Origin of the sequence: Modestobacter sp. NPDC049651 (genome assembly GCF_040659695.1) — a bacterium.
In the GTDB taxonomy this organism is placed as follows: Bacteria; Actinomycetota; Actinomycetes; order Mycobacteriales; family Geodermatophilaceae; genus Modestobacter.
In genome coordinates, this window is sequence record NZ_JBFAOG010000019.1 from 1 (window position 1) to 14,638 (window position 14,638).

The following is a 14,638-nucleotide window of genomic DNA, read 5'->3' on the forward strand; positions in this document are numbered from 1 at the left end:
GCCGCCGCGTGGGCCCGCGGCCTGCAGATCGACTGCGGCTGCTTCGGCGGGGGCGGCACGGTCGCCGCGCCCGACCCGGCCGGCGGTCAGGCGGCGACGGTGTCGCGGACCTTCTGGGCGGCGGCCCCGGCCTTGGCGTTCGCCTTCGCCAGCGCCTTGCGGTTCTCCTTGGCCACCTTGGCGGCGCGGCCCTCGGCCTTGCGGGCGGCCTTGCGGCCGGCCTTGCGGGCGGAGCGGCTGGGCGTGGCGGGCGGCCGGCGGTCGACGATCCCCTGGGTGATCAGGCCGGCGCCGATGCCGAGCATCCAGACGTCCTTGGAGACGGTGAGGCCCTCCTGCGTGGGGGCGAGGCTGCCTTCCTTGCGCATGCCGGGCGTGCGCAGGTACAGCCCGAGCAGGCCGGCGGAGAAGCCGGTCAGCGCGGCGCCGGCGACGACGGTGGGCACGAACGGCGTGAGCAGCGCGGCGCCGATGACGACCTCGGTGGTCGACAGCGCCTTGGCGAACGTCATCGGCGCGATCTTGCCGAGGAACGGGTAGGTGCCGGTCGCGAAGCCGTGGATGCCGGCCGCGGTCGCCTCGTCGGCACCCCGCTTGCCGAGGCCGGAGTTCAGGATGAACGCGCCGGTGGCGATCCGCGGCGCGATCTCGCTGGCGGTGATGGGCAGGCGCATGGGGACCTCACTGGGGGAACGGGGATGTGGAGCGCTCAACATCATCCTTCCGGCTCCCCGCCCGGCACGCGACCGGTGATCACCGCGGGCCGGTGGCCGCCCCCGGGGGACGGCCACCGGCCCGGGACGTCAGCGGCTGCGGCGGCCGCGGCCGGAGCCGGTGGGCTGCTGGCCGGCCCGCGCGGCGAGTTCGGCGCGGGTGCGGGCGGGGCCCTGGGGGCTCCGGCGTCCGCCCGGCTGCTGACCGGTGGACGACGAGGCACCCCCGGTGGCGCCGCCGCTGCGACGCCGGCGACCGCCGTTGGCCCCGCCGCCGCTGCCCTGCGGCTGCGGCTCCTGCACGGGGGCCGGCTCGACGTGCGGCGCGGCCTCGCCGACCAGCGCGGTGATCTCCCGGGCGCCGGGCTTGATCGCCGTGACCTCCGGGGTGATGCCGGCCTGGCGGGCCAGGGTGCGGACCTCACCGGACTGGTCCGGGGTGGCGATGGTGACCACGGTGCCGCCGGCGCCGGCGCGGGCGGTGCGGCCCGAGCGGTGCAGGTAGGCCTTGTGCTCGGCCGGCGGGTCGACGTGCACGACGATCGAGACGTCGTCCACGTGGATGCCGCGGGCGGCGATGTCGGTCGCGCACAGCACCCGGATGGTGCCGTTGCTGAACGCCTCGAGGTTGCGCTCGCGGGCGTTCTGGCTGAGGTTGCCCTGCAGGTCGACCGCGGGCACGCCGGCCGCGGTGAGCTGCTTGGCGAGCTTCTTGGCCTGGTGCTTGGTGCGGGTGAACAGCACGCTGCGACCCAGCCCGGAGGCGAGCTCCTTGACGATCTGGTTCTTGTCCAGCGGGTCCACGCGGAACACGTGGTGGGTCATCGTCGACACCGGCGCGACGGCCGGGTCGACCGAGTGGGTCACCGGGTTCGACAGGTAGCGCTTGACCAGCACGTCGACGCCGTTGTCCAGCGTCGCGGAGAACAGCAGCCGCTGACCGCCCTTGGGGGTGCGGTCCAGCAGGCGCTTCACGCCGGGGAGGAAGCCCAGGTCGGCCATGTGGTCGGCCTCGTCGAGGATGGTGACCTCGACCGCGCCGAGGTCGGCGTGGCCCTGGCCGATGAGGTCCTCGAGCCGGCCGGGGCAGGCGATGAGCACGTCGATGCCGCCGGCGAGGGCCTGCACCTGCGGGTTCTGGCCGACACCGCCGAAGACGACGGTGGTCTTCAGGCCCAGCGCCTTGGCCAGCGGCTCGACGGTGGCGTTGACCTGGTTGGCCAGCTCGCGGGTCGGCACCAGGATCAGCGAGCGCGGCCGCTTCGCCTGCCGCCTGGTGGTGGAGGCGGCGAGCCGGGCGACCAGCGGGAGCGCGAAGGCGATGGTCTTGCCCGAGCCGGTGCGGCCGCGGCCGAGCACGTCGCGCCCGGCCAGCGAGTCCGGCAGGGTCGCGACCTGGATCGGGAACGGCGCGGTCAGGCCGCTGGCGGTGAGCACCTCGACGAGCGGGGCGGGCACGCCGAGCTCGGCCCAGCTGGAGTCGGTGGGCAGCACGGTGGCGACGTCGCCGGCGGGGACGACGGGCGCGGTCTCGACGGCGGGCGCCGGCGCCTGCTGCTCGGCCGGGCGGGGGCCCGCGCCGGTGCCGCGACCGCGGCCACCACGGCGGCGGCGGGTGCCGCCCTCACCCGGGACGGGGGAGGAGGCGGCCGGCGCCGCGGCGGGGGCGCTGCGGAAGGCGGGGGTGGCGGCGGTGCCGGTGGGGGCGGTGGCCGGGCGGGTGGCGCGGCGGCGCGCGCGGCCGGCGTCGTCCTGGGCAGGGGTGTCGTGGCTGGAGGTCATACGTGGTGTCCCAACGCTCGGGTGGCTCCCGTTCATCCACCCGGTGCGGGGCACCCACCTCAGGGGGCCGCGTCGCAGCGACGGGGGTCGGACGTCGGGTCGCCGGCGCGCCTCGGTGGCGCAGCCTCGCGCCGACGTCGAGTCCACGGGCTCTCGGATGAGCCCGGGGCGGCGCCGGTGACCCCACTCTGCCAGACCGGCGCCCGCTCCCGGCCGATGTGCCCGGAGTCGCTGATCACATCGGGTCAGCCCATCGTCTTCTGACCGTCGATCGACTCGCGCAGGATGTCTGCGTGCCCGGCGTGCTGCGCGGTCTCCGCCACCACGTGCAGGAACGTGCGGCGCACCGACCGCACCGCCCCGGGCTCGAACCACGGTGCCTCGGGCAGCGGGTACGCGGTGTCCAGGTCGAGGGTGGCCACCAGCTCGTCGGTGCGCCGGGCGACCTCCTCGTAGGCGGCCAGGACCCCGGCCAGCGTCTCGCCGTCCGCGAGCCCCCATGCCTCCGCCCAGCTGCCCTCGCCGCCCTCGAAGGCGGCCGGGCCCTCGGCGGCGAAGCGCGCCCAGGTGTCCTCGATGAAGCTCACGTGCTTGACCAGCCCGGCGAGGGTGAGCTCGCTGGCGGTCGGCCGCGCGGTGGCCTGCTCGTCGGTGAGGCCGCGCACGGTGAAGCGCAGGAAGGCGCGGTGCGTGCGCAGCGTCTCGAGCAGGTCGGCGCGCTCGGTGCTGAGGGTGCTGGTGGCGGTCATGGTCCTGGCCTCTCGTCGTCGTCCGGTCGTGTCTTCGACGTTAGTGGCGACAGCGGTCAGTTCCTGTCCGCTGTGTCGGGCAGACTTCGCGGCATGGCCGTCACGAGCACCCGGACGCTGCGCCTGCTGTCGCTGCTGCAGTCGCGGCGGCACTGGTCGGGCGCGGACCTCGCCGAGCGGCTCGGCGTCTCGGTGCGCACGCTGCGCCGCGACGTCGACCGGCTGCGCGAGATCGGCTACCCGGTGGACGCCTCGCGCGGCGCAGACGGTGGCTACGCCCTCGCGCCCGGGGTCGCGCTGCCGCCGCTGGTGCTCGACGACGACGAGGCGGTGGCGCTCGCGGTCGGTCTGTCGGCCGCCGCGGCGACCAGCGTCAGCGGGGTGGGGGAGTCCTCGCTGCGCGCGCTGGCCAAGCTGGTGCAGGTGATGCCGGCCCGGCTGCGCCGGCGGGTCGACGCGGTGCGGGCGATGACCGAGGCGGCGAGCTGGGGCGGCCCGGTGTCCGACGGCGGGGTCGACCCGGCGGCGCTCACCACGGTGGCCCTGGCCTGCCGGGACGGCGAGCGGATCACCTTCGGCTACACCGCCGCCGACGGGCAGGCCACCGAGCGGGCGGTCGAGCCGTTCCGGTTGGTCTCCCTCGGCCGCCGCTGGTACCTCCTCGGCTGGGACCTCGACCGCACCGACTGGCGGGTGTTCCGGCTCGACCGGGTCACCGCGCCGCGCGGCACCGGCGCCCGGTTCGCCGCCCGCCGGCTGCCGGCCGCAGACGCGGCGACGTTCGTGCGCGAGCGCCTGGGCCGGCAGGCCTGGCCGCACGCGGTGGAGGCGGTGGTCGCGGCGCCGGCGGCGGAGGTGCGGGCGCGGATCGGGGCCTGGGCGCAGGTGGCCGACGACGGCGCCGGGCGGTGCCGGGTGCAGATGGACGTCGACGACCTCTCGTGGGCGGCCGCCGCGCTGGGCCGGGCGGGGGCGTCGTTCACCGTCGTCCGCCCGCCGGAGCTGCGGGACACCCTGCGCGACCTCGCCGCCCGCTTCACCGCCGCCGCCGGCTGACCGGATCGCGGGGGTCAGCGGCGGAAGGTGCGGCGGTAGGCCAGCGGCGCGACGCCGACGGCGGCGTGCAGGTGCTGGCGGAGGTTGGCCGTGGTCCCGAACCCGGCCGCGGCGGCGACCCGCTCCACCGGGTCGTCGGTGCGCTCCAGCAGCTCGCGGGCCAGCGCCACCCGCTGGAGCACCAGCCAGCGCGCGGGCGACAGCCCCGTCTCCTGCCGGAACCTGCGGGTGAAGGTGCGCACGCTCATCGCGGCGTGCGCGGCCAGCTGCTCGAGGGTCAGCGGCTCGGCCAGCCGGCCGGCGGCCCAGCTGCGGGTGGCCGCGGTGCTGGCGTCGCCGGGCTCGGGCAGCGGCCGGTCGACGAACTGGGCCTGCCCGCCGTCCCGCCAGGGCGCCACCACGCGCCGGCGGGCCACGTCGTTGGCCACGTCGCTGCCGTGGTCGCGCCGGACGACGTGCAGCAGCAGGTCGATGCCGGCGGCGTTGCCCGCGGAGGTGAGCACGTCGCCGTCGTCGACGAACAGGACGTCGGGGTCGAGCGCGACCTGCGGGAAGAGCCGCGCGAAGGCCTGCGCGTGCGCCCAGTGCGTGGTCGCCGGCCGGCCGTCCAGCAGCCCCGCGGCGGCGAGCACGAACGCGCCGGTGCAGATCGACAGGACCCGGGCCGAGGCGGCCGCGGTGGTGAGCGCCTCGCGGACGGCGGGGTCGACGACGCCGTCGAGCTGCGGCCCGCCGTAGACCCCGGGGACGACGACGGTGCCGGCCGTGGCCAGGGCGCTCGCGTCGTGGTCGGGGACGATCGAGTAGCCGGCGCTGGTGCGCACCGGGCCGCCGTCCAGCGAGGCCGTCCGCACCCGGTAGAGCGGGGAGCCGGCGGCGTCGACCGCCCCGCCGAGGAAGGCGTGCGGCAGCCCGATCTCGAACGCCATCGCCGTCCCCACCGCGAGGACGACGACCTCGTGCGGCTCCGTCATGGCCGGATAGTTGCACATGGTGTCCGCCGGGCCACTGGTCCGTGCGGAGGCCAACCGTCAGGATCTCCGGCGTGACCACCCCCGTCCGCCGGATCCACCCCGCCTGGTGGGTCGCCGCCGTCACCTTCCTCGCGCTGATCGGCGCCGCCGGCTTCCGTGCCGTGCCCGGCGTCCTCATCGACCCGCTGCACGAGGAGTTCGGCTGGTCGCTGACCACCATCTCGGCGGCCGTCTCGGTCAACCTGCTGCTCTACGGGCTCACCGCCCCGTTCGCCGCGGCGCTGATGGAGCGCTTCGGCGTCCGCTGGGTGGTGGTCGCGGCGCTGTGCGTGGTCTCGGTGGGCAGCGGGCTCACCGTGTTCATGACCGCCAGCTGGCAGCTGGTGCTGTGCTGGGGCGTGCTGGTCGGCCTGGGCACAGGGTCGATGGCGATGTCGCTGGTGGCCACCGTGACCGGGCGCTGGTTCGTCGCCCGCCGCGGGCTGGTCTCCGGCGTGCTCACCGCGGCCGGGGCCACCGGGCAGCTGGTCTTCCTGCCGCTGGTCGCGGCGATCGCGCAGCGGTGGGGCTGGCGGCCGGCGGCACTCGGGACGGCGCTCGCCGCGCTCGCCGTCGCCCCGTTCGTGGCGTGGCTGCTGCGCGACCGGCCGCGCGACCTCGGCGTCGTCCCGTTCGGCGGCACCGCGGCCGACGACGCCGACCCGGTGCGCGGCAACCCGGCGCGGACCGCGCTGCGCACGCTGGGCGGGGCGGTGCGCAGCGGGCCGTTCTGGCTGCTCGCCGGCGGCTTCATGATCTGCGGGGCGACCACCAACGGGCTGGTGCAGCCGCACTTCATCCCCGCCGCGCACGACCACGGCATGCCGATGACGACGGCCGCCGGGCTGCTCGCGCTCGTCGGCATCTTCGACGTCGCCGGCACCGTGTTCTCCGGGTACCTCACCGACCGGGTCGACCCGCGGCTGCTGCTGCTCGCCTACTACGGCCTGCGCGGCGTCTCGCTGTTCCTGCTGCCGCAGCTGTTCGGCCCGGACCTGCAGGCCAACATGATCGCGTTCATCGTCTTCTACGGCCTGGACTGGGTGGCCACCGTGCCGCCGACGCTGGCGCTGTGCCGCGAGTACTTCGGCGCCCGGGCGCCCGTCGTCTTCGGCTGGGTGTTCGCCAGCCACCAGGTGGGCGCGGCGCTGGCCGCGTTCGGCGCCGGGGTGGTCCGCGACGTCACCGGCTCCTACGACCCGGCGTTCTACAGCGGCGCGGGGCTGTGCGTGTTCGCCGCGGTGCTGTCGATCGCGATCCGCCGCTCGCGCCGCGCCGTCGGCAGCGTGCTGCCGACCTCCCCGACCCCGGCCGCCGCCATGGAGGCGCACGGCTGACCCGCCCCGCCGCGGTGCCGAAGGTGGGGGTGGGTGGCGCGGGGTGACGCCGGGGGAGCCCAGGGTGGCCGGCCGCGGCGCGGCGGACTCCGCCCGGCACGCAGCGCCCATCGGGGCCGCCGGAGGTCGACCATGGCCCCCGGTGGGGCCCATGCCGAGCAGTCCGGCGTGCACCCGGCCGGTCGCTTCCCGGCCCGGGTGTCCTGGCCCCGTGGACCGCGCGGGGGTGGACGAAGGAGCAGGACGATGGCAGTCGACCAGGACAGGTTCATGGAGTTCCTGGGCAGTTTCGTCGGCGACCTGGGGGCGACGATGGCCGCCGGGAACGTCGTGGTGGGGCACCGGCTCGGGCTGTACCGGGCGCTCGGCCTCGGGCCGACCACCCCCGCCCAGCTGGCGGCCCGGACCGGCACCGACCCCCGGTACGTGGCCGAGTGGCTGCGGGGCCAGGCGGCCGGCGGGTACGTCACCCGCAGCGACGCCGGCGCGGAGGCCTACCAGCTCACCGAGGAGCAGGCGCTGGCGCTGACCGACCCGGACGCGCCGGTCTTCGTCCCGGGCGCCTTCCTGCTGGCGCTGGGCGCGCTGCGCGCCGAGCCGCGGGTGACCGAGGCGGTGCGCACCGGGGGCGGCATCGGGTGGCACGAGCAGGACGGCGACGTGTTCCTCGGCACCGAGCAGTTCTTCCGGCCCGGCTACCACGCCAACCTGACGACGTCGTGGCTGCCGGCGCTGGACGGCGTGGTCGAGAAGCTCGCCGGCGGCGGGCGGGTGGCCGACGTCGGCTGCGGGCTCGGCGCGTCGACCGTGCTGCTGGCCCAGGCGTACCCGGCCGCGCACGTGACCGGGTCGGACTACCACGACGGCTCGATCGAGCTGGCCCGCAAGCGCGCCGCGGAGGCCGGGGTCGGCGACCGGGTGAGCTTCGAGGTGGCCAGCGCGCAGACGTTCACCGGCCGGGACCTCGACCTGGTGACGACGTTCGACTGCCTGCACGACATGGGCGACCCGGTCGGGGCGGCCCGGCACGTGCGGGAGACGCTGGCCGCCGACGGCACCTGGATGATCGTCGAGCCGTACGCGCACGACGACCCGGCGGACAACCTCGACCCGGTCGGCCGCGTGTACTACAGCTTCTCGACCTTCCTCTGCCTGCCCAACGCCTTCTCCCAGGACGGCGACGAACGGCTGGGCGCGCAGGCCGGCGAGGCTGCCGTGCGCCGGGTGGCCACCGCGGCCGGGTTCGGCCGGTTCCGCCGGGCCGCGGAGACGCCGTTCAACATCGTCTACGAGGCCCGCCCCTGATCGCCCCGCCCAGCCCGGCTTCTCGCGAGAACCCGGCCTGCTTCGTCGCGAGAAACCGGATCAGGCGTTGCTCAGCGGTGGCGCCCGTGCACCACGCCGATGAACCGGGCGAGCGCGTCGGCGGCCTTCTCCGGGCGGGCGAAGCTCATGAAGTCGACCGGCAGCGCCACCCGCTTGCGGGTGATCGCCTTGGCCCGGGAGAACTCGCGCAGCCCGTCCTCGCCGTGGATCCGGCCGAAGCCGCTCTCACCGACGCCGCCGAACGGCAGCGCGGGCACCGAGGCGAAGGTGAGCACGGAGTTGACGGCGGTCATGCCGCTGCGCATCCGGCGGGCGAGGTCCATGGCCGTCGCCTTCGAGCCGCTGAACACCGAGCCGCCGAGCCCCATCGAGGTGGCGTTGGCCTTCTCCAGCGCCTCCTCGGCGTCGCGCACCCGGGTGATCGTCAGCGTCGGCCCGAACGTCTCCTCGCGGACGGCGGCCGACGTCTCCGGCACGTCCAGCAGCACGGTGGGCGCGACGTAGCCGCCTTCGACGGTGCCGCCGGTGAGCACCCGGCCCCCGGCCGCGCGGGCGTCGTCCAGGTGCCGGCGGACGACGTCGGTCTGGCTCGCCATCGTCATCGGGCCGTAGCTGGCGTCGTCGTCCGTGCCCGGGCGCAGGTCGCGCACCCGCTCGGTGACCTCGGCGACGAACCGGTCGTAGACCGGGGCGGTGGCGTAGACCCGCTCGATGCCGATGCAGGTCTGCCCGGCGTTGCTCATCGCGCCCCAGACGGCGGCGTCGGCGGCGGCGGGCACGTCGGCGTCGTCGTCGACGATCATCGCGTCCTTGCCACCGAGCTCCATGAGCACCGGGGTGAGCGTCTCGGCGCAGGCGGCCATCACCTTCCGGCCGGTGGGCGCGGAGCCGGTGAACGCGAGCTTGCCGACGCCGGCCCGGCACAGCGCCGCGCCGGTCTCGCCGAAGCCGGTGACCAGCTGGAGGGCGTCGGCGGCGTCGGGGACGGCGGCCCGCCACGCGGCGGCGAGCCACGCACCGACGGCAGGGGTGAACTCGCTGGGCTTGAAGACCACGGCGTTGCCGGCGGCCAGCGCGTAGGCGATCGAGCCCATCGGGGTGAACACCGGGTAGTTCCAGGGGCCGATCACGCCGACCACCCCGAGCGGCTGGTACTCCAGCGACGCCGCGTGGTTGGCGGCCAGCAGACCCGGGTTGACCCGGCGCGGGCCGAGCGTGCGGCGGGCGTGGTGCGCCGCCCAGGCGAGGTGGTCGATCGCCAGGGTGACCTCCAGGACGGCGTCCGCGTGCGGCTTGCCGTTCTCCCGGTGCACCAGGTCGGCGAGCTCGTGCAGCCGGCGGGCCAGCGAGCCGCGGAAGGCGTCCAGCCGGGAGCGCCGGCCGGCGAAGCCCAGCGCGGCCCACGCCTGCGCGGCCGGGCGCGCCCGGGCGACGGCGGCGGCGACGGCGTCCGCGTCGTGCACGGGGAAGACCCCGACGACCGCACCGGTGGCGGGGTCGGTCGACTCGAACGTCTCGCCGGTGGCTGGCACCGCCGCGCTGACTGGCATGCGGCGCACGTTACCGATCGGTAGCGGGTCCGGGCAGCTCCCCGATCAGGCCGGCGACGGGCGGCCGGTCCGGGGGAGGAGCAGCAGCGCGAGCAGCGCGGCCGCGCCGTAGGTGGCCGCCTGCACCTCGAGCAGGGGGAGGGTGCCGGCCGAGTCCTGCAGCAGCCCGGCCGCGACCAGGCCGATCGCCTGGCCGCCGGCCTGTCCCAGTGCCAGGGTGGCGAAGGCGGTACCGCGCAGGTGGTCGGCGGCCGCACGCTGCAGCAGGCTCGTCAGGCCGGCGCCCATGAGCACGGCCGGCGCCCCGATCACGGCGAAGAGCAGGGCGTACAGCGGCAGAGCGTGGGTCAGGAACGACAGGTTCCAGATGGCGGCGCTCAGCGCGGCGAACGCCACGCTGCCGACGACGGTCAGTCTCCGGACGTCGAGCCGGGCGCCGAGCAGCCCGAGGACCGCGCCCGCGGCGATCGCGCCGACGGCCTGCACGCCCCGCAGCACGCCGACGTCGGTCTCCGCACCGCCCAGGACGTCGGTGACGAAGAAGACGAACAGCACGACGAACAGCCCCTGCGCGACCGCGGCGACGAAGGCGACGACGACGGGCGCGCGGGGTGCCGGGGCGCGCAGCACGCCGAGCACCCCGGTGCTCCCCGGGGCGGGCCCGCCGGCCGCGGGCCCGACCCGGCCGGCCGGCAGCGCCGGCAGGGTGGCGACCAGCGCAGCGGCTCCCAGGTACGTGGCCAGGTCGACGAGGGCGACACCGGCGAGCCCGGTGGTCGCCAGCAGCAGCCCGCCGAGCGGGCCGCCGACGATGCGCCCCAGGTCGTTGCCGAGCCCGACGAGCGCGTTCGCCGACACCACCCGCCCGGGCCCCACCAGGGTCGGGAGCGCCGCGTTCTTCGCGGGCTCGACGACCGCCGAGCAGGTGGCCAGGACGACGATCACGCCGTAGAGCACTGGGAGGTCGGACCGGTCGTGCACGGCGAGGAGCGGCAGCAGCGCCGCTGCCTGGACCAGCAGCGCCGCGACCAGCACGCGGCGGCGGGGGAGCCGGTCGACCAGGCGGCCGGCGACGGGGGCGAGCACGACCGGCGGCACCAGTTCCAGCACGAAGGCGAGCGAGGTGCCGAGCGCGGACCCGGTGAGCCGGAGCACGACCAGCGGCAGGGCGATGAACATCAGCCAGTCGCCGGCGTCGGAGACGACCGCGGCGGTCCACAGCCGGCGGAACGCCGGGACGGCCATCGCCGAACCGGGGCCCGGGTGGGCGGTGCGCGCCGCCGCCACGCGGGCGTCCGGGCCGGCGCTGGTCACGGACGCCGGCCGAAGGCCCGCCGCGGGAACGCGGTGAGCGACAGGTGCACGTGCTCGGCGTCGGCGGGGGAGTCGGCGCGGGTGGCCTGGATGTAGGGCCGGACCAGGTCGTCGATCCGCCGGAGGACGTCGGCGAGCTCGTCCGGCGACATCGACAGCCCGTAGGAGGCGTGGGCGTCGACCGCCCGCCAGGGCTCGGGGACGTCCTCGTGGCCGCGGAGGTACTCCCGGGCGAGGTGGTGGTCCAGCTCCACCGACGCCCCGACCATCCGGGTGACGCCCGCCTCGGCGTCCGGGTCGCCCACGTCGACCGAGAAGCCGGTCAGCGTGGTGCGCCACGGCCGTGACCGGCCGTCGCCGGAGTCGTCGGGCTCGACCAGGCCGTGCGCGGCGAGCACGCGCAGGTGGTAGCTGCAGTTCGACGGGGTGTCACCGACGGCGCGGGCGCACTGCGACGCGGTGGCCGGTCCGGCGGACATGAGGTAGCCCAGCACGTCCAGCCGGACCGGGTGGGCGAGCGCGTCGATGACGGCCGGGTCGGTGAGCTGTGCACGACGTTCCTGCACGGGGCGGCTCCTCGGATCTGAAATCTTCTTTCAGAAGTCAACACCGGCAGCCCTTGACCTGCAAGAGCCTTTCAGGTCGGGGGTGGGCGTCCTTCCGTCTGACGGATGCGGTCGTTGCCCTGCTTCCCGGTGATCGCCCAGCATCCGACGGATCGGTCAGTGCAGTCCGACGGAGGAGCGTTCATGGAGTTGCCCGGCAAGGTCGCCGTCGTCACCGGGGCCGGTCGCGGTCTCGGTCGTGCCTACGCCCGGGCCCTCGCCCGGGCCGGCGCCTCGGTCGTGGTCAACGACCTGGACCTGGAGCTGGCCCAGGAGGTGGCCAAGGAGATCACCGCCGACGGTGGCTCAGCCGTCGCCGAGGGCTCGGCGATGGGCACCACGGAGGGCGGGGACGCCGTCGTCGCCAAGGCCGTGGCGGAGTTCGGCCGGCTCGACGTGATGGTCACCAACGCCGGTGTGCTGCGCGACCGCACGCTGCTGAAGATGGCCGACGAGGACTTCGACCTCGTGGTGCAGACCCACCTGCGCGGCACCTTCGCCTGCGGTCGTGCCGCGGCCCGCCAGTTCAAGGAGCAGGGTGGCGGCGGGCGGCTGATCCTCATCGGCTCGCCGGCCGGCCAGCGGGCCAGCTTCGGGCAGACCGGGTACTCGGCGTCCAAGGCCGGCATCGTCGGGCTGGTGCGCACCTGGGCCGCCGAGCTCGAGCGCAGCGGCACCACGGTCAACGCCGTCATCCCGGTGGCGCTGACCCGGATGGTCGCCACCATCCCGGGCATGGCCGAGCTGGTCGAGCTCGCCGACGCCGGCAAGCCGATCCCGGCCGACGTCCGCCGCGGCGGGCTGGGCACCGCCGACGACGTCGCGCCGGTCGTGGTGTTCCTCGCCTCCGACGAGGCCGCCGGCATCACCGGCCAGGCCATCGGCGCCGGCGGGGACCGCGTCGCGGTCTGGTCGCACCCGGTCGAGCTCGCCGCCGAGGTGCGCGAGGGGGGCTGGGACGCCGACGCGCTGGCCGCCGCCTTCCGCGGACCGTTCGCGAACCACCTGGCCGACTGGCGCCCCGCCGGCCCCGGCGCCCCGACGAAGAAGTGAAGGAGAGCTTCGCGACGGTCCTGGAGACCGTCGCCGACGTCCGGCCGCACCGGCTCGCGATCAGCCACGGCGAGCGCACCCGCACGTGGGCGCAGCTGGACGACGAGGCCTCCCGGCTCGCCGGGTTCCTCACCGCCGCGGGCATCGGGCACGACGACAAGGTGGCCGTCGGGCTCTACAACGGGATCGAGTACCTCTCCACCGTCTGGGCCGTGCTGAAGGTGCGCGCCGTGCCGGTCAACGTGAACTACCGGTACCGCCGCGAGGAGCTCGTCGGGCTGCTGTCGGACTCCGGGGCGTCGGCGATCGTCTACGACGAGTCGATGGCCGAGCGGATCGGGGAGGCCCGCGAGGACCTGCCGCTGCTGCGCACGGCGGTGCAGGTCGGCGCGCCGGACGACGTCCCGGGCTGGGCGACCGGGTGGGCCGAGGCCGTCGGCGTCGACCCGATGCCCCGCATCGAGCGCGGCGACGACGACTGGGTGATGTACACCGGCGGCACCACCGGGCGCCCGAAGGGGGTGCGCGCACCGCACTCGTGGCTGTTCGGCACCGTCTGCGCCAACAGCTACCTGCTGCTGGGTGAGCCCTACCCGGAGACGCTCGACGAGCTGCGCGCGGCGCTGGTCAAGTTCGGCGTCGACCGGGACACCCTGGTCACGCTGCCCGCGCCGCCGCTGATGCACGGCACCGGCATGTACTCCTCGCTCGGCACGCTGGTCGCCGGCGGCCGGGTCATCTACCTGCCCTCCAAGCGCTTCGACCCCGACGAGCTGGCCGCCACCGTCGAGCGCGAGCGGGTCACCGTGGTGTCGGTCGTCGGCGACGTCTTCGCCCGGCCGCTGGCCGACGCGCTCGACCGCGCCGAGGCCGAGGGCCGGCCCTACGACCTGAGCAGCCTGATCCGGATGCTCAGCGTCGGGGTCACCTGGAGCGCCGACGTGAAGCAGCGCCTGCTGCGGCACGCCGACATGGTGTGCCGCGACGCGGTCGCGGCGTCCGAGGGCGGCCCGTTCGCGATCGCCGAGACCCGCCGCGGCGACGAGGCGACGACCGCCCGCTTCCGGCTCGCCCCCGGCGCCCGGGTGATCGACGACGAGGGCCACGACGTCGTCCCCGGCTCCGGTCAGGTCGGCTTCCTCGCCGCCCCGGCGATGGAGACCATCGGCTACTCCGGTGACGACACCGCCACCGCGGCGGTCTTCCGCGAGTACGAGGGCCGCCGCTGGGTCGTGCCCGGCGACATGGCCAGCCTGGAGGCCGACGGCACCGTCGTCTTCCAGGGCCGCGGCAGCCGGGTGATCAACACCGGCGGCGAGAAGGTGTTCGCCGAGGAGGTCGAGCAGCTGCTGCTCACCCACCCGGCGGTCCGCGACGCGATGGTCGTCGGTGCACCCGACGAGCGCTGGGGCTCCCGGATCGTCGCCGTCGTCGCGCTCCACCCGGGTGCGACCCTGACCACCGAGGAGGCGCGCGCGTTCGTCGGTGAGAGGCTGGCCGACCACAAGCGCCCGCGTGACCTCGTCGTCGTCGACCAGCTCCAGCGCAGCCCGTCGGGCAAGGCCGACCTCGCCTGGGCCAAGCGGATCGCCGTCGTCCCCACCCCCGACCAGCCGACCGGGCTGGTCGCCACCGACCAGGAGGTCCGATGACCACCCCCCTCACCGTCGACGGCGTCGAGGGCGCCAAGTCCCTCGTGGGCAAGCAGCTCGGCCCCTCCGACTGGGTCGAGATCACCCAGGAGAAGGTCAACCAGTTCGCCGACGCGACCGGTGACCACCAGTGGATCCACGTCGACGTCGAGCGCGCGACCAAGGAGAGCCCCTTCGGCGGGCCGATCGCGCACGGCTACCTGACGCTGTCTCTGACCCCGCTGTTCATGCCGCAGATGATGAAGATCACCGGCTTCGGCATGGGCGTCAACTACGGCACCGAGAAGGTGCGCTTCCCCTCGCCGGTGCCGGTGGGCAGCAAGGTGCGCGCCTCGGCCGTCGTCGACTCGGTCACCGAGGTGGCCGGCGGCATCCAGATGCAGACCACGATGACCTTCGAGGTCGAGGGCGCGGCCAAGCCGGCCTGCGTCGCGGTCATCCTGGTGCGCCAGTACCTCTGATCCGGGTCCTGCCGCTGTTCTGATGCC

General features: G+C 75.6%; 13 protein-coding genes. 6 read left to right on the plus strand and 7 right to left on the minus strand.

The features are described from left to right. Positions 1-86: 86 nt before the first annotated feature. The 3 genes from AB0J00_RS19450 to AB0J00_RS19460 all read right to left on the minus strand — a co-directional run bounded on the left by AB0J00_RS19450 (position 87) and on the right by AB0J00_RS19460 (position 3,244). Positions 87-674, minus strand: a complete 588-nt coding sequence (locus AB0J00_RS19450; protein WP_357747990.1) for a hypothetical protein — start codon at positions 672-674, stop codon at positions 87-89. Positions 675-803: 129 nt separating this feature from the next. Then, entirely contained in the window at positions 804-2,495 is a 1,692-nt protein-coding gene (locus tag AB0J00_RS19455) for a DEAD/DEAH box helicase (RefSeq protein WP_357747993.1), read from the minus strand. 245 nt (positions 2,496-2,740) lie between these two features. After that, entirely contained in the window at positions 2,741-3,244 is a 504-nt protein-coding gene (locus tag AB0J00_RS19460; RefSeq protein ID WP_357747996.1) for a DinB family protein, read from the minus strand. A 93-nt stretch (positions 3,245-3,337) separates the two neighbouring features. Between AB0J00_RS19460 and AB0J00_RS19465 the strand changes: the two genes are divergently transcribed. Further along, on the plus strand, positions 3,338-4,300 hold the full coding sequence (locus AB0J00_RS19465; RefSeq protein ID WP_357748000.1) for a YafY family protein: 963 nt from the start codon (positions 3,338-3,340) through the stop codon (positions 4,298-4,300). Positions 4,301-4,314: 14 nt separating this feature from the next. On the opposite strand, the gene AB0J00_RS19470 is transcribed toward AB0J00_RS19465, so the two are convergent. Further along, entirely contained in the window at positions 4,315-5,274 is a 960-nt protein-coding gene (locus tag AB0J00_RS19470; protein ID WP_357748003.1) for a helix-turn-helix domain-containing protein, read from the minus strand. Positions 5,275-5,345: 71 nt separating this feature from the next. On the opposite strand from AB0J00_RS19470, the gene AB0J00_RS19475 reads away from it, so the two are divergent. Both AB0J00_RS19475 and AB0J00_RS19480 read left to right on the plus strand, forming a co-directional pair. Then, entirely contained in the window at positions 5,346-6,650 is a 1,305-nt protein-coding gene (locus AB0J00_RS19475) for an MFS transporter (protein ID WP_357748006.1), read from the plus strand. A gap of 246 nt (positions 6,651-6,896) precedes the next feature. After that, positions 6,897-7,955 (plus strand): class I SAM-dependent methyltransferase, encoded by a 1,059-nt coding sequence (locus AB0J00_RS19480; protein ID WP_357748009.1) that lies wholly within the window; start codon positions 6,897-6,899, stop codon positions 7,953-7,955. 71 nt (positions 7,956-8,026) lie between these two features. Here the strand turns inward: AB0J00_RS19480 and AB0J00_RS19485 are convergent, their stop codons facing one another. Genes AB0J00_RS19485 through AB0J00_RS19495 form a run of 3 tightly spaced genes read right to left on the minus strand, consistent with a single transcriptional unit; the run spans position 8,027 to position 11,406 of the window. Continuing rightward, positions 8,027-9,526, minus strand: coding sequence for an aldehyde dehydrogenase family protein (locus AB0J00_RS19485; protein ID WP_357748012.1), 1,500 nt, complete (start codon positions 9,524-9,526; stop codon positions 8,027-8,029). A 45-nt stretch (positions 9,527-9,571) separates the two neighbouring features. Then, complete coding sequence (locus tag AB0J00_RS19490) at positions 9,572-10,840, minus strand: MFS transporter (protein ID WP_357748015.1); 1,269 nt, start codon at positions 10,838-10,840, stop codon at positions 9,572-9,574. Next, the gene (locus tag AB0J00_RS19495) at positions 10,837-11,406 is read right to left on the minus strand and encodes a helix-turn-helix domain-containing protein (protein ID WP_357748018.1); all 570 of its coding nucleotides are present in this window, start codon (positions 11,404-11,406) and stop codon (positions 10,837-10,839) included. The genes AB0J00_RS19490 and AB0J00_RS19495 overlap by 4 nt, the downstream gene beginning before the upstream one ends. A gap of 183 nt (positions 11,407-11,589) precedes the next feature. Between AB0J00_RS19495 and AB0J00_RS19500 the strand changes: the two genes are divergently transcribed. The 3 genes from AB0J00_RS19500 to AB0J00_RS19510 are packed head-to-tail and all read left to right on the plus strand — an operon-like array spanning position 11,590 to position 14,611. Beyond that, a complete protein-coding gene (locus tag AB0J00_RS19500) occupies positions 11,590-12,498 on the plus strand; it encodes an SDR family oxidoreductase (RefSeq protein ID WP_357748021.1) in 909 nt (302 codons plus the stop codon). Beyond that, positions 12,495-14,150, plus strand: coding sequence for an AMP-binding protein (locus tag AB0J00_RS19505; RefSeq protein WP_357748024.1), 1,656 nt, complete (start codon positions 12,495-12,497; stop codon positions 14,148-14,150). The genes AB0J00_RS19500 and AB0J00_RS19505 overlap by 4 nt, the downstream gene beginning before the upstream one ends. Further along, positions 14,147-14,611, plus strand: coding sequence for a MaoC family dehydratase (locus AB0J00_RS19510; protein WP_357748026.1), 465 nt, complete (start codon positions 14,147-14,149; stop codon positions 14,609-14,611). The genes AB0J00_RS19505 and AB0J00_RS19510 overlap by 4 nt, the downstream gene beginning before the upstream one ends. The last annotated feature ends 27 nt before the right edge of the window (positions 14,612-14,638 follow it).

Coding starts and splice junctions, on each gene's coding strand:
- AB0J00_RS19465 (WP_357748000.1), top strand. CDS start 3,338: ATGGCCGTCACGAGCACCCGGACGCTGCGCCTGCTGTCGCTGCTGCAG.
- AB0J00_RS19500 (WP_357748021.1), top strand. CDS start 11,590: ATGGAGTTGCCCGGCAAGGTCGCCGTCGTCACCGGGGCCGGTCGCGGT.
- AB0J00_RS19455 (WP_357747993.1), bottom strand. CDS start 2,495: ATGACCTCCAGCCACGACACCCCTGCCCAGGACGACGCCGGCCGCGCG.
- AB0J00_RS19480 (WP_357748009.1), top strand. CDS start 6,897: ATGGCAGTCGACCAGGACAGGTTCATGGAGTTCCTGGGCAGTTTCGTC.
- AB0J00_RS19470 (WP_357748003.1), bottom strand. CDS start 5,274: ATGACGGAGCCGCACGAGGTCGTCGTCCTCGCGGTGGGGACGGCGATG.
- AB0J00_RS19510 (WP_357748026.1), top strand. CDS start 14,147: ATGACCACCCCCCTCACCGTCGACGGCGTCGAGGGCGCCAAGTCCCTC.
- AB0J00_RS19485 (WP_357748012.1), bottom strand. CDS start 9,526: ATGCCAGTCAGCGCGGCGGTGCCAGCCACCGGCGAGACGTTCGAGTCG.
- AB0J00_RS19450 (WP_357747990.1), bottom strand. CDS start 674: ATGCGCCTGCCCATCACCGCCAGCGAGATCGCGCCGCGGATCGCCACC.
- AB0J00_RS19460 (WP_357747996.1), bottom strand. CDS start 3,244: ATGACCGCCACCAGCACCCTCAGCACCGAGCGCGCCGACCTGCTCGAG.